Origin of the sequence: Kitasatospora sp. NPDC051164, from assembly GCF_044455625.1 — a bacterium.
Lineage (GTDB): Bacteria > Actinomycetota > Actinomycetes > Streptomycetales > Streptomycetaceae > Kitasatospora.
Genome location: NZ_JBITFB010000002.1, coordinates 187485 through 201745, shown reverse-complemented (window position 1 = coordinate 201745; position 14261 = coordinate 187485). Strand labels below are relative to the sequence as shown.

The following is a 14261-nucleotide window of genomic DNA, read 5'->3' as shown; positions in this document are numbered from 1 at the left end:
CCGTGGGGGAACGCCCGGCCCTGTTCGTGCGGGTGTTGCTCAGTGCTGGTGGGCGCCGGCAGCCTCGGTCGGCTCGGCGGGGGCCGAGGCGGGGGTGCCGGTCGTCGTCATGGTGAAGGCCGCCGTGTGGACGGTGCCCTGGTGCTGGAAGTCCAGGAAGAGGCGGTAACTCCCGCTGCTCGGGGCGGTGGTGGTGAAGCCGATCTCCGGGCCCGGGGTGGTGGTGTCCGGGTGGACGTGGAGGTAGGCGAGGTCGCCGGCGCGGAGCGCGACCAGGTGGCCGTAGGCACCGAGGTAGGGCTGGAGGTCGGTGACCGGTGTGCCGTCCTTGCTGACGTTCAGGGTGAGCCGGCCGCTGCGCCCGGGGGTGAGGTCGCCGCCGAGGGTGACGGTGTAGCCGTCGACGGTGACGGTCCGTCCGGTCTCCGGCAGCGGGGCCGGGCGCAGGTCGCCGGCGGCGTGCAGGTCGGCGCCGAGGGTGAGGCCTTCGGCGTCGCCGGCCGGGGTGAAGTCGGCGAAGACGCGGTACTCCCCGGCGGCGGGTACGGCGGTCGTGGCGCTCCAGGTGCCGTCGGCGGCGAGGGTCGGGTGCAGGTGCTGGAAGGTGGACAGGTCGCGCGGGGCGACGATCAGGTGCAGTTCCTTGTCGTGCTGCTGCTGGTAGGCGGTGACCGGCTTGCCGTCGGCGCCGAGGATGCGGAACCGCAGGTCGGTGGGGGAGCCGGCGGTGACGAAGGGGTTCTCGACGCTGAGCGTGTAGCCGCGTTCGGAGATCTGCAGCCCGCCCGGCAGGTGCTCGGCGGCTGCTCCGCCCCCCGCGTCCTCGGTGTGTCCGGCGTGTCCGCCGGCGTCGTGTCCCGCGTGCCCGGCGGTGGCGGGCTTGGGGGAGGGACCGCTGCCGGTGGCATTGCCGACGCCGAGGGCGAGGCCGAAGGCGGCGGCGAGGCCGGCGGTGAAGGCGGTGATACGCAGCGCGGTGTTCATGGCGGGTTCTCCTCGGGCGGTCGGGTCTGCGGTCGTGTCGGCGGTCGTACAAGCGGTCGTACGGACGGAACGGAAGGGGCTCAGGCGCGCATGAGCCGGGCGATGGCCTGGGAGGCCTCGGCGACCTTCGCGTCGGCTTCGTCGCCGCCGCCCGCGATGGCGTCGTGGACGCAGTGGGCGAGGTGGGAGTCGAGCAGTTGCAGTGCGACGGACTGGAGGGCTTTGGTGGCGGCCGAGACCTGGGTCAGTACGTCGATGCAGTAGGTGTCGGTGTCGACCATGCGCTGGAGGCCGCGGATCTGGCCCTCGACGCGGCGCAGTCTGCGCAGGAGCTGGTCCTTCTCGGTGCGGTAGCCGGCCATGCGGTCCTCCTCGGGATTCCGGCGGGGTGTGCGGGGGGTGCAGGAGGCGCGGGGCTGCGGCGGCCCCGGCTCGACACCCTCGAGTGAATACCCCGTGGGGGTATCAAGTCAAGCAGTCGGGCGCCGCGAGAAATACCTGCCAGGGGTATCGCCCGGGGCTTGCCCTCGATACCCCATGGGGGTATAAATGAACCCGGCACCGCCCGCTACCCCTCCTGGGTATGAAGGCCCGGCCGCCGAACGAACCGCACGACGACTGTGACGAGGAGCGACGATGACTACGCAGGCACCCGCCTCCGCGGAGGTGGAACTCTCGATCGGCGGAATGACGTGCGCCTCCTGCGCGGCCCGCATCGAGAAGAAGCTCAACCGGATGGACGGGGTCACCGCCAGCGTCAACTACGCCACCGAGAAGGCGAAGGTCTCCTTCGAGGACGGCGTCGAGGTCACCGACCTGATCGCCACCGTCGAGGCCACCGGCTACACCGCGGCGCTGCCCAAGCCCCCGGCCACCGACGGCCGGGCCGACTCCGGCGAGCCGGCCGAGCCGGCGGACGACCTGGCCCCGCTGCGCGCCCGGCTGTTCACCGCGCTGGCGCTCGCCGTACCCGTGATCGCGATGGCGATGGTGCCGGCCCTGCAGTTCGACAACTGGCAGTGGCTGTCCCTGACCCTGGCCGCCCCGGTGGTCACCTACGCCGCCTGGCCGTTCCACCGCGCCGCCTGGACCAACCTCAAGCACGGCGCCGCGACGATGGACACCCTGGTCTCGCTCGGCACCGGCGCCGCGTTCCTGTGGTCGCTGTGGGCCCTGTTCTTCGGCGACGCCGGGATGCCCGGCATGCGCCACGGCTTCGAATTCACCATCGCCCGCAGCGACGGTGCGTCCAACATCTACCTGGAGGCGGCGGCCGGCGTCACCGCCTTCATCCTGGCGGGCCGCTACTTCGAGGCCCGCTCCAAGCGCACCGCCGGCGCCGCGCTCAAGGCGCTGCTGGAACTGGGCGCCAAGGACGTGACGGTGCTGCGCGGCGCGACCGAGGTCCGCATCCCGATCGCCGAACTCGCCGTGGGCGACCGCTTCGTGGTCCGGCCGGGCGAGAAGATAGCCACCGACGGAGTGGTGGTCGAGGGCGCCTCCGCGGTGGACGCCTCGATGCTGACCGGCGAGTCCGTCCCGGTCGAGGTCGGGGCCGGCGACAACGTCACCGGTGCCACCGTCAACGCGGGCGGCCGACTGGTGGTCGAGGCCACCCGGGTCGGCTCGGACACCCAGCTGTCCCGGATGGCCAAGCTCGTCGAGGACGCGCAGAACGGAAAGGCCGCCGCGCAGCGCCTCGCGGACCGGATCTCCGCGGTCTTCGTGCCGATCGTGATCACCCTCGCGGTGGCCACCCTCGGCTACTGGCTGGGCACCGGCGAGGGCTGGACCGCCGCCTTCACGGCAGCAGTGGCCGTGCTGATCATCGCCTGCCCGTGCGCCCTCGGCCTGGCCACCCCGACCGCGCTGCTGGTCGGCACCGGCCGCGGCGCCCAGCTCGGCATCCTCATCAAGGGCCCCGAGGTCCTGGAGTCCACCCGCAAGGTCGACACCATCGTCCTCGACAAGACCGGCACCGTCACCACCGGCCAGATGACCCTGCTCACCGTCCACACCGCCGGCACCACCACCGAGGCCGAGGTGCTGCGCCTGGCCGGCGCCCTGGAGCACGCCTCCGAGCACCCGATCGCCCGGGCCATCGCCAACGCCGCCGCCAAGGCCGGCGAACTGCCCGCCGTCGAGGGCTTCGAGAACGTCCCGGGCCTGGGCGTCCAGGGCGTGGTGGACGGCCACGCGGTGGTGGCCGGCCGGGAGGCGCTGCTCAACGAGTGGTCGCAGTACCTGCCGGAGGGCCTGGCCGAGGCCAAGCGCACCGCCGAGGCCGCCGGCCGTACGGCGATCGCGGTCGGCTGGGACGGTGAGGCGCGGGCCGTCCTGGAGGTCGCCGACGCGGTCAAGCCGACCAGTGCCGAGGCGATCCGCAAGCTGGGCGAACTGGGCCTCACCCCGGTGCTGCTGACCGGCGACAACCGGCTGGTCGCCGAGGCCGTGGCGGCCGAGGTCGGCATCAAGCCGGAGCACGTGATCGCCGAGGTCATGCCCCAGGACAAGGTCGACACCGTCAAGCGGCTGCAGGCCGAGGGCAAGGTCGTCGCGATGGTCGGCGACGGCGTCAACGACGCCGCGGCCCTCGCCCAGGCCGACCTGGGCCTGGCGATGGGCACCGGCACCGACGCCGCGATCGAGGCCGGCGACCTCACCCTGGTCCGCGGCGACCTTCTGGCCGCGGCGGACGCCATCCGGCTCTCCCGCAAGACCCTCGGCACCATCAAGAGCAACCTGTTCTGGGCCTTCGGCTACAACGTCGCCGCGCTGCCGCTGGCCGCCGCCGGGCTGCTCAACCCGATGATCGCGGGGGCGGCCATGGCCTTCTCCTCGGTCTTCGTGGTCGGCAACAGCCTCCGGCTCCGCCGCTTCCGCTGAGTCCGACTCCTGCGGGCGAGGCCCCGGAACCGACACCGGTTCCGGGGCTTCGGTGCGTCCGGGCTGCCGGGCCTCGGGGCCGCCGCCCGCGGGGCCGCCGTTACGCACCGTAGCGGCGAGTCGATGGCCGGCCGACTCCTCCCAGGTGGGCCGCTTCCTCCCGTTCCGGCCTGTTCTTGAAGGGTGTTTTGCGTTCACTTGGGGTAGCGCTCACCAAAGTCCTACCCTGTCGCGACCGGACCGAGATGTGACGCTCCGACACTTGTTAGGCAAGCCTTCCCTGCCCTAGGTTCTGGTGTCGCCAGCCCGGTCCCCCGCGTCGACCGCGGGCCCGTACGGCCGACCCCCGCCACCCTCGGAGGACCCTCACCATGCCCGGAACCACCCTGCCCGGCACCGTCCGACCCCTCGCGGCCCTGTCCCTCCTCGCCGCCTGCGCGCTCGCCCTCACCGCCTGCGGCAGCAGTGGCTCCGGGAACACCCCCACGGACTCCGGCACGGCGTCGGCCGGCCAGACCATCACCGTCTACAGCGGTCAGCACGAGCAGACCGTCAAGGCCCTCACCGAGGACTTCACCAAGCGCACCGGCATCAAGGTCGAGCTGCGCTCCGGCGACGAGGCCGAGCTCGCCAACCAGATCCTCCAGGAGGGCGGCGCCTCCCCGGCCGACGTCTTCTACGCCGAGAACCCGCCCGCACTCACCGTCCTCGGCGACAAGGGCCTGCTCTCCAAGGTCGCCCCCGACACCCTCAAGTCCGTTCCGGCCGCCGACAGTTCCGGCAACGGCGACTGGGTCGGCATCTCCGCCCGCACCTCCGCCTTCCTGGCCGGCACCGGCAAGGGCGCCGACACCGCGCCGCCCGCCTCGGTGCTCGACCTGGCCAAGCCCGAGTGGAAGGGCCGCCTGGGCATCGCCCCCGGCGAGACCGACTTCGCCCCCGTCGTGACCCAGGTCCTCAAGGCCAAGGGCGAGGACGCCGCCAAGCAGTGGCTCAAGGGCCTCAAGGACAACGCCAAGGTCTACGACAGCAACGAGGACCTCTCCGCCGCGATCAACAGCGGCGAGGTCGAGGGCGGCGTCATCGACCACTACTACTTCTACCGGATGCGCGACGAGAAGGGCGCCGCCGAGACCCACGCGACCCTGCACTACTTCCCCAAGGGCGACCCGGGCTCGCTGGTCGACGTCTCCGGCGCCGGCGTCCTCAAGCACGGCAAGCACCAGGCCGCCGCCCAGGCCTTCCTCGGCTACCTCGCCTCCGCCCCGGCCCAGACCGTCATCGCCGACTCCGCCAGCTACGAGTACCCGCTGGTCCCCGGCGTCCAGGGCAAGCCCGAACTGCCCGCCCTGGACGGCCTCGGCACCGTCGCCGACCCGGCCCAGCTCGGCGACGGCAAGCAGGCCCTGGCCCTGCTGCAGGACGCCGGACTGCTCCAGTGACATTCCCCCGCGACCCGCTTCGCGCCAAGGGCCCGTCCCCGCTCCGGCGGTGGCGGGCCACCGGCCTGCTCGCACCCGTCGCCGTCGCCGTCGTCGCGGTGGTCGCCTCGCCGCTCGGCTTCGTCATCGCCCAAGCCGCCCAAGCCGGTTGGGGTCAGACCCGGCGACTGCTCGGCCGCCCGCTGATCGCCACCCTGCTCGGGCACACCCTCGGCCTGGCCGCCGCCGTCACCCTCGCCACCGCCGTCCTCGGCTTCGGCGCCGCCTACCTGGTCGAACGCACCACCATTCCCGGCCGTCGCGCCTGGACCGTCGCGCTCGCCCTGCCGCTCGCCGTACCGGAGTTCGTCCGCGGCTACTCCTGGGTCTCGCTGTTCCGCTCCGTCCACGGCTACTGGGGCGCGGTCCTGGTGATGACCTGCTCGCTCTACCCCCTGGTCTTCCTCCCGGTCGCCGCCGCCCTGCGGCACGGCGACGCCGCCGCCGAGGAGGTCTCCCGCTCGCTCGGCCACGGCCGGCTCGCGACCCTGTGGCGAGTCACCCTCCCGCTCACCCGGCCCGCCCTGGCCGGCGGCGTCCTGCTCGTCTCGCTCTACCTGCTCGGCGAGTACGGCGCCTTCGCGATGCTGCGCTACACCACCTTCGCCACCGCCGTGTTCACCCAGTACAAGCTCGGCTTCGACGCGGCCTCCGCCTCCCTGCTCACCCTGGTGCTGGTCGGACTCGCCCTCCTGCTCGTCGCCCTGGAGGCCTGGGCCGGCCGCCGGGCCCGGATCACCCGGCACGGCGCCCTCGCCCGCCCCGCCGTACCCGTACGCCTCGGCGGCTGGACCCTCCCGGCCCTGGTCGCACTGGCCACGCTGGTCGGCGTCTCGCTCGGCGTGCCGCTGTACGCGCTGGCGTACTGGCTGGTCAAGGGCAGCTCCACCACCCTGCCCTCCGCCTCCGTCCTCGGCGCCACCCTCGCCACCCTCGGGTACGCCCTCGGCGCGGCCCTGGTCGCGACGGTCTGCGCCATCCCCGTCGCCCTGTACGGCTGGCGGCGCGGCACCCGGCCCGCCCGCGCCGTCGAGCGGATCGCGTACCTCACCCGGGCGCTGCCCGGCATCGCGGTCGCCCTCTCGGTGGTGTTCTTCGCCGTCCGCTGGGCCCAACCCCTTTACCAGCAGCCGCCGATGCTCATCCTCGGGTACGTCCTGCTGTTCTTCCCCCTCGCCCTGACCGCGGTACGCGCCGCCCTCGCCCAGGTACCGCCCGGCGTCGAGGAAGCCGCCCGCTCGCTCGGCACCCGGCCCCTCGCCGTCCTCGGCCGGGTCACCCTGCCACTGGTCCTGCCCGGCCTCGGTGCCGCCGTCGCCATGGTCGGCCTCACCGCCTCCACCGAACTCACCGCCACCCTGCTGCTGCGCCCGACCGGCACCCAGACCCTGGCCACCCAGTTCTGGGTCTACACCAGCGGCCTCGCCTACGGGGCGGCCGCGCCGTACGCGGCGCTGATGGTGGCGCTGTCCGTCCCCTCCGTCCTGCTGCTGACCCGTCGAAGCCTAGGGAGCACCCGATGACCGGGTTGTCCGTCGTCGACCTGCACGCCGCCCACGGGCGCAGCCCCGTCCTGCACGGCATCGACCTGACCGTGCCGGACGGCGCCCTCGCCTGCGTCCTCGGCCCCTCCGGCTGCGGCAAGTCCACCCTGCTGCGCGTACTGGCCGGCTTCCATCCGGCCGCCGCCGGGCAGGTCGTGCTGCACGGCCGCGTCCTGGACGACGGCCGCAGCCGGCTCGCCGCCGAACGCCGGGGCATCGGCCTCGTCCCGCAGGACGGAGCCCTGTTCCCGCACCTGAGCGTCGCCGCCAACATCGGCTTCGGACTGCCGCGTTCGCAGCGCCGTGCCCGGGTCGAGGAGCTGCTGGAGCTCGTCGGCCTGCCCGGCCTCGGCGAACGCCGCCCGCACCAGCTCTCCGGCGGCCAGCAGCAACGCGTCGCCCTGGCAAGAGCGTTGGCGCCCCGCCCCCGACTCCTGCTGCTCGACGAGCCGTTCGCCGCCCTGGACGCCGCGCTGCGGGCCGAACTGCGCCGCGAAGTCGCCAGTACCCTGCGGCAGGCCGGCACCACGGCGGTCCTGGTCACCCACGACCAGGACGAGGCGCTCTCCTTCGCCGACACCATTGCCGTGCTGCGGGATGGCCGGATCGCCCAGTCCGGCAGCCCCGACGAGCTCTACCATCGCCCGGCCGACGCCGCCGTCGCCGGCGTCCTCGGCGAGGCGAACCTCATCCCCGCCGAGGCCGGGGGAGTCGACGCCCGCACCGCCTTCGGTGTCCTCCCGCTCGCCACCCCCGCCTCCGGAAGTGCCCTCGCCCTGCTCCGCCCCGCCCAACTCCGCCTCACCGCCACACCGGTGGCGGGCGCCGTCCCGGCCAAGGTGCTCGGCAGCGACTTCCGTGGCCACGACCACCGGGTCGAACTGCGGCCCGAGGCCGTCGACCTGCCGGACGGGCTGATCGCTTCCGCCGACCGCCCGTGGCCGGTCGGCGGCGAGGCGTACGTGAGTGCGGTCGGCCCGGTCCACGTCCTGCCGGAGGCCTGATCGGGCCTCGACCCGGGCCGCCTTCGGCGCGGTGGACGACGCGGCCGACCTCCGCTGCGCAGACGGGCGGCCCTACGGCTCCTCCGGCAGCTCCACCGCCTGCCAGCGGTAGGCCGCGTCCTCCTGCCACACCTGCAACTCGCCCTCCACCACCGCCGCCAGGCAGAGCCGCCAGTCGTCGCCCATCGCGAGCGCGACGCGGGTGGCCGGGCGCAGGGTCGGTCGCCACCAGCGCGGCCGGCGGGAGGCGCCGCCGGCCGGCAGCCGCAGCCGTACGCCGCCCGCGCCGGCCAGCGCGATGGTCGGGCCGCCGCGGTGGCCCGCCATGGCGATGCCGAGGGAGGGCTCGCCGTCGCCGATCTCGGTGCCCGGCCCGGCGGTGCCGAGGGTGTGCAACTGGACGGAGCCGTCGGGTCGCAGGGTGGCGGCCTGCGGTCCGGCGGAGGTGCGGGCCAGTGCCCCGGCGCGCGGCGCGCCGTTCGGGCCGAGCGGGGCGGGCGGTTCGGCGGAACCGGGCCGCCAGCTCAGGACCCGGCCGCGGTGCTCGACCAGGACCAGCCACCAGCCGGGCCGCTCCTCGACGGCCGCGAGCACCCGGTCGGCGGGGCAGCCGGGCAGCTCCTGGCCGGTGAGGGTGAGGCCGGGTGCCCAGCGGTAGGAGCGCAGCGCGCCGCCGACGGCCGTCCAGACCGTCATCTCCCCGGCCGGACCGACCGCTCCGGCCAGCCCGTTGACCCCGCGCGCGGCCTCCCACCAGCCGGCCGACGTGCCGATCCACAGGGTGTTGCCGCGGTCCTCGGCGCAGACCACCAGCTCGCCCTGGCGTCCCGCCCAGCCGGCCATCAACTCCCGTACGGCGCCGGGCCCCTGGCCGGTGGGCAGTCGGTGCCCGGCGCGGCCGGGGCCGGCCAGCGCGGTGCCGTCACCACCGCCGGTGACCACCAGGGGGCGTCCGGCCCGGTCGGGCAGGACGGCCAGGCCGGCGGTGCGGGCCACCGGCCGGTGGGCGCGGAGCAGTTCGCGGCCGCGGCCGGCCCACGGGCCGAGCGGGGAGGGGCGGCGTTCCGGGGCGCGGGCCAGCGGCTCGCACGCCCAGCGCGCCAGCTCCTCGCCGTAACCGGCCGCGAGCAGTTCGGCGCGGGCCTGTTCGGCGGCGAGCCGGTGGTCGAGCCGGCCGTGGTCGGGCAGCAGCAGGGTGCGGGCGAGGGTGCCGACCGCGAACAGGTCCTTGGCGGTGGTCGGGAAACCGCCGACCTGTTCGGCCTCCGGCGGGACGTGCCCGGGGGTGAACACCGCGACGGTCAGGGTGTGGTCGAGCGGGGCGAGGAAGGTCAGGTCGATCAGCTTGACGTGGCCCTGGCCGTCCACCAGGACGTTGGCGGGGGAGATGTCGCGGTGCACCCAGCGCTTGCGGTGCAGCTCGTCGACGATCCGGCAGAGCCCGGCCAGGACCTCGGCCACCGCCGCCGGACCGCCGCGCTGGGAGCGGGCCCAGGTGTGCAGCGGCACGCCCTCGACCCAGGGCGAGATCTGGTAGCCCAGCAGCGCGCCGGAGGGCACCGCGCCGGGCCGGTGCGGGGAGGGGCCGAGCAGGAAGCTGGGCACCACCAGGTCGGTGACGTCCAGCCGGTGCGCGTTGTGCGAGACGTCGTCCCAGCGCCCGAGCCAGCGCCGGACCTCGGAGGGATCGCGCTCCAGCATGATCTTCGCGGCGACCAGCTCCTTGCGGCCGTTGTGGCCGGTGCGCACCGCCCGCCACACCTCGGCCTCGCCGCCCCGGTGGTGGAATTCGAGGAGTTCGTACTGCTCGGGGTCGAACTCCGGCCCGAACCGGAGCCCGGGTACCCAACGAGACTCGGACACAGGACCCCCGACGCTTCTGACCGCTCGACGCTGACCGCTCGACGCTTCCGACTGCTCGGCGCTTTTGACCGCCCGCCGCTTCCGACCGCAGTTGACGCGCTTGTTCACGTCCTGCTGACGCGTTGCCCAGGATAGTGCTCTTCGCTGTTCGTCTGTCCGACCGAGGGCCTATTCTGATGGCGCCCGAGCAACATCACGACACAACGTCAACTCATGATCGGTCGAACCTCATTGATCATGGAGTGGGCGACATCCTGACACAGGGGGACGGTGCATGGCGCTGCTAGCGGTGCTGCTGATCGTGGTGGCACTGGCCGGAGCGGCCGCCGTCGTACTGGCGCGCCGCCGACGGGCCCTGGACGCCGCGACGGTGACGAAAGCCCTGGCCACGGCCGCCGAACGGCTCGCCGCCGGCAAGGCCGCCCAGGCCCGGCGCCGCTACGCCCGGCTGGCGAAACAACTGGCCGCCGGGCCCGCGGAACTGGGCCCGCAGCGCGGCCTCGCGCTGATCGGCCAGGCCGAGGCCACCCTCCCCACCGGCGACCAGCAGGCCACCCTCGCCCTGCACCGCGAGGCCTTCCCGCTGCTCCCCGACCCGGCCCGCCAACTGCCCCGGTGGAGCCTGCGCCACCTCGCCGAGGAACGGATACAGGCCCCGGACGGCGACCTCGGACCGCTGCTCGCCTTCCTCCAGGCCACCGACGCCGGCGCCGAGCCCGGCGAGGAGGCCGACGCCGCCGCCCGCACCCTCGACTGGCTGCAGCGCCGGTGCCGTGACGGCGCCCCCGGGCAGCGCGACGACGCAACCGCCCGCGCCCTCGCCGCCCTGCCCGGCCGCGACTGGCCGGTGCTCGCCCGCGCCGCCCTGCTCCGCGACACCGACCGGGCCGCCGAGGCCGAGGCCCTGCTCGCCGCCGCGGCCCCCGCCGGCAGCGGCGAACTCTGGTTCCGCTGGGGCGCCCAGCTGTACACCCTGCACCGGGACGAACCCGCCATCGCGGCCTTCGACGAGGCGCTGCGGCGCGACCCCGGCGAGCCCTCGCCGTGGGGACGCGGCCCGGCGCTGCGCACCGACAGCCTGCTCTTCCGCGGCCTGGCCCGGCAGCGGCTCGGCGCCACCGAGACCGCCTGGACCGACTTCGCGTCCGCCACCGTCGAGAACCCGACCGACCCCCGCCCCCGCTACGCCCTCGGCCGGCTCGCCCTGCTGCTCGGCGCCGACGACCAGGCCCGGGAACAGTTCACCGCCGCCCTGACCGTCCAACCCTCCTTCGCCCCGGCCCGGTTCGGCCTCGCCCTGGTCCACGAACGGGCCGAGCGCCCCGCCGAGGCCGCCGCCGACTACCGCGCCGGCCTCGGCCAGGCCCCCGACTGGCGCCCCGCCCGGGTCCGGCTCGGCGCCGCCCTGCTCGCCGCCGGGCAGGCCGAGGAGGCCCAGCCGCTCCTGCGCGCCGAATCCGACACCGAACCCGGCTCCCGCTGGACCCGGATCGCCGCCTTCCACCACGGCCTCGCCCTCGCCCGCACCGACGACCCGGCCGGCGCCCTCGCCCGCTGGGAACCCCTGGACGACGCGGACCTGCGCGAGCGCCAGGCTCTGGCCCGCGACACGCTCGCCCGCACCCGCCTGGCCACCGACCCGGTCGCCGCCCGCGCACTCTGGCAGCGGGCCACCGCCGAACACCCCGCCGCCCCCGGCTACCGCACCGCGCTGCGCGAAGCCGCCCTGCGCGAGGCCGCCCACCTGCTGGTCACCGGCCGCGACCGCCCCGAGCAGCGCGAACGCGCCACCGCCGCGCTCGCCCTCGCCGACACCCTGCCCGGCGCCCTCACCCACCGGCAGGCCCGGCTGCGCGCCGCCCTCGCCCTCGCCGAGGGCACGCCGGAGACGGTCACCACCCTGCTGGACGCCGCCGGCGGCCTGCGCGACCGCTACCACCTGGCCGCCGTCGCCCTGCTGTCCGGCCGCCCGGCACAGACGATCGCCCTGCTCGGCCCGCCCGACCCGACCGGCGACCCGGCGATCGCCCGGCTGCGCGCCCTGCTCGCCGAACGGGCCGGCAACTGGGCCGCCGCACTGGACTGGTACCGGCACTTCCTGACCGCAGGCACCGCCCCTTCCCCGGGCACCGCCCCGTCGGGTTCAGCGGATGCCGCCGGCGACTGCGCGGTCTGCGACCGGCCCGCCACCGGCTCCTGCGGCGGCTGCGGCCGCGAGGCCTGCACCGACCACCTGCACACCCCCGACGGCGCCGGCTCACCCCGCTGCGTCCGCTGCGCCGGCCCCGCGCTGCGCGCCGTCCTGGACTGCGCCCGCCGCGTCGGCACGCCCGAACAGGCCGAACCCGTCCTCGCCGCCTGGGCGGCGGCGCTCGGCGACAGTGCCGCCGCCGCGCCCGTCCGGCTCGACCTCGCCCTGCTGCGCGCCGAACTCGGCCGCCACGACGAGGCGCTGGCCGAACTGCCGCCGGACGCCACCGCCGTCCGCGCCGCCGTCCTGGTCCGCCGGGCCGGCGCCGCCCTCGCCGCCGAACAGCCCGGACGGGCCGCGGGGGACCTGCGCCAGGCCCTCGCCCTCGCCCCCGTTCACCCGCAGGCGGCGGGCACCCTGGTCCTGCTCGCCGAGCACGAGGCGCACCAGCACGCCACCGAGGGCCGCCACCGCGAGGCCTGGGAGGCCTACCGCGAGCTGCTGCTCAAGGACCCGGCTCACCCACGGCTGCTGCACGCCCTCGGCCTGGCCGGCTACCGCCTCGCCGCCGCCGCGTCCGCGTCCGCCGCCTCCGTCACCCCCGGCGTCTCCGGGACAGCGGACGAGGAGGTCTGGGCCTGGACGCTCGGCTGCCTGGTCGCCGCCCTCTACCAGCCCGAGCTGTGGGCCGAGTCCGCCCGGATCACCGGCCGCACCGCCGAACCGCAGCGGCTGGCCGCCGCCCGTACCGGGCTCATCGACCGCCTCCGGGACGACCTGCGCGCCGTCGACCGGGCCGCCGGCCGCAGCGGCGACGAGGTGAGCGCCTGGACGCTGCTCCTCGGCATGGAGGCCCACAGCGCCGACGCCTTCGCCGGCGAGGACGTCCGAATAGCGCTGCCCGGCCGCCCCGCCCGCCGCCTGACGGCCGGCCCCACGCTCGACCGGCTGCTCCGCGCCGAGCCCGAACTCGCCGCCTGGGGCGAGGCCTTCGAGCAGGCCGTCCGGGTCTGGCGGCGGCCCGCCGGCCCCGACGCCCCCGCGCCCACCCGCGCCCTCGCCCTGTTCGGCGCCCTCGGCCCGCAGCGCTACCTGCAGCTGCAGGGCCGGCAGGCGGCCGCCGTCGCCGCCCTGGACGCGGTGGCAGAGAGCGAGCGCGGCGAGGGCTGGCAGGCGCTGCTCGGCGAGTCCCTGGTCAGCCAGGCCCGCGAGCACCACCGCAACCAGGACTGGCGCGAGGCCCTGGACTGCCTCACCCGCGCCCGCTCCGTCCCCGGCGCCGTCCTGCCCGCCGACGCCGCCGCCATCGCCGCCGAGTCCGGCGTCCGGGCCGCCCGCGCGCTGCTCAAGAAGACCGTCGACGACCAGCCCGGCGCGGCCGAGCTGCTGGAGAAGGCGTTCGCGCTGGCCCCCGACGACCCGGAGGTGCGCGGCGACCTCGGCGCCACCTACGCCCAGTGGGCCCGCAAGATCAACAACGAGGACAAGGACTACACCCGCGCCCTCGACCTGCTGCAGAAGAGCATTGAGCTCGTCCCCGGCGACCCGACCGCCCGGCACTTCCTGGAAGCCGCCCTCGGCAACCGGGCCGGCCAGCTCAGCCGCCCTGAATCGACCGACGCGGAGCTCGAGGAGGCCGCCGACGCCTGGCGGAAGCTGATCTCCCTCAACTCCGACCCGGACCACAGGCTCGGCCTCGCCTTCGTGCTGCGCCAACTCGCCCGCTCCGCCGCCTTCGCCGACGACCGCGTCCGCGCGGTGCGGCGGATGGCCGAGGCGCTGGACGCCGACCCGGAGTGGGACGGCGACGTCGAGCGCGAGGCCCCGCGCCGGGTCGCGGTGATGCTCGCCAACCACGTGCTGGACGCCATGCAGGACAAGCCGTTCACCGCCCAGGCCGCCATGCTGCAGAAGGCCAAGTCCTACGACGACTCGACCGACATCCGCCGCCTGATGGTCAGCGTCTGGCGCGGCGAGGCCATCGGCCACTACGAGGCCCGCCGCTACCCCGAGGCGATCCGGCTGCTGGAGGAGGCGGTCAGCCTCTCCGACACCCCGGAGGACACCGGCAAGCTGCACCGCGAACTGGGCATCGTCTGCGGCTCGTTCGCCGTCCAGCGGGCCAACGCCCGCCAGCTGCGGGAGGCCCGCGACCTGGCCCGCAAGGCCGTCGAGTACAGCCCGGAGGACACGGAGCTGCGAGCGATGCAGCGACGGATCAACTCGCTCTACTGACCACCCCGACCGGCGGCAACCGCACGGCAGTTGCCGTCGTCCTAGACCGTGCGCGCCACCGGCCCGTCCGACC

General features: G+C 75.3%; 8 protein-coding genes. 5 read left to right on the top strand and 3 right to left on the bottom strand.

Annotated features, from left to right (window positions below; genetic code table 11):
• Positions 1-39: 39 nt before the first annotated feature.
• Together ACIBEC_RS03425 and ACIBEC_RS03420 are read right to left on the bottom strand one after the other, a co-directional pair.
• Positions 40-984, bottom strand: coding sequence for a hypothetical protein (locus ACIBEC_RS03425; RefSeq protein ID WP_360492076.1), 945 nt, complete (start codon positions 982-984; stop codon positions 40-42).
• 80 nt (positions 985-1064) lie between these two features.
• The gene (locus ACIBEC_RS03420) at positions 1065-1346 is read right to left on the bottom strand and encodes a metal-sensitive transcriptional regulator (protein ID WP_360492073.1); all 282 of its coding nucleotides are present in this window, start codon (positions 1344-1346) and stop codon (positions 1065-1067) included.
• Positions 1347-1620: 274 nt separating this feature from the next.
• On the opposite strand from ACIBEC_RS03420, the gene ACIBEC_RS03415 reads away from it, so the two are divergent.
• From ACIBEC_RS03415 to ACIBEC_RS03400, 4 genes are all read left to right on the top strand, one after another.
• Positions 1621-3870 (top strand): heavy metal translocating P-type ATPase, encoded by a 2250-nt coding sequence (locus ACIBEC_RS03415; protein ID WP_360492070.1) that lies wholly within the window; start codon positions 1621-1623, stop codon positions 3868-3870.
• Positions 3871-4241: 371 nt separating this feature from the next.
• Positions 4242-5312 carry an iron ABC transporter substrate-binding protein gene (locus ACIBEC_RS03410; protein WP_360492067.1) on the top strand — a complete coding sequence of 357 codons (1071 nt, stop codon included), beginning with the start codon at positions 4242-4244 and terminating at the stop codon, positions 5310-5312.
• Entirely contained in the window at positions 5309-6874 is a 1566-nt protein-coding gene (locus tag ACIBEC_RS03405; RefSeq protein WP_360492064.1) for an iron ABC transporter permease, read from the top strand. The genes ACIBEC_RS03410 and ACIBEC_RS03405 overlap by 4 nt, the downstream gene beginning before the upstream one ends.
• Complete coding sequence (locus ACIBEC_RS03400) at positions 6871-7899, top strand: ABC transporter ATP-binding protein (RefSeq protein ID WP_360492061.1); 1029 nt, start codon at positions 6871-6873, stop codon at positions 7897-7899. Before ACIBEC_RS03405 ends, ACIBEC_RS03400 begins: the two co-directional genes overlap by 4 nt.
• A 72-nt stretch (positions 7900-7971) precedes the next feature.
• On the opposite strand, the gene ACIBEC_RS03395 is transcribed toward ACIBEC_RS03400, so the two are convergent.
• Complete coding sequence (locus ACIBEC_RS03395; protein WP_360492058.1) at positions 7972-9762, bottom strand: hypothetical protein; 1791 nt, start codon at positions 9760-9762, stop codon at positions 7972-7974.
• A 274-nt stretch (positions 9763-10036) separates the two neighbouring features.
• Between ACIBEC_RS03395 and ACIBEC_RS03390 the strand changes: the two genes are divergently transcribed.
• Positions 10037-14188, top strand: a complete 4152-nt coding sequence (locus tag ACIBEC_RS03390; RefSeq protein WP_360492055.1) for a hypothetical protein — start codon at positions 10037-10039, stop codon at positions 14186-14188.
• The last annotated feature ends 73 nt before the right edge of the window (positions 14189-14261 follow it).

Excerpts from the sequence above, each read along its gene's own strand:
- ACIBEC_RS03425 (WP_360492076.1), bottom strand. The coding sequence starts at position 984 with ATGAACACCGCGCTGCGTATCACCGCCTTCACCGCCGGCCTCGCCGCC.
- ACIBEC_RS03420 (WP_360492073.1), bottom strand. The coding sequence starts at position 1,346 with ATGGCCGGCTACCGCACCGAGAAGGACCAGCTCCTGCGCAGACTGCGC.
- ACIBEC_RS03415 (WP_360492070.1), top strand. The coding sequence starts at position 1,621 with ATGACTACGCAGGCACCCGCCTCCGCGGAGGTGGAACTCTCGATCGGC.
- ACIBEC_RS03410 (WP_360492067.1), top strand. The coding sequence starts at position 4,242 with ATGCCCGGAACCACCCTGCCCGGCACCGTCCGACCCCTCGCGGCCCTG.
- ACIBEC_RS03400 (WP_360492061.1), top strand. The coding sequence starts at position 6,871 with ATGACCGGGTTGTCCGTCGTCGACCTGCACGCCGCCCACGGGCGCAGC.
- ACIBEC_RS03390 (WP_360492055.1), top strand. The coding sequence starts at position 10,037 with ATGGCGCTGCTAGCGGTGCTGCTGATCGTGGTGGCACTGGCCGGAGCG.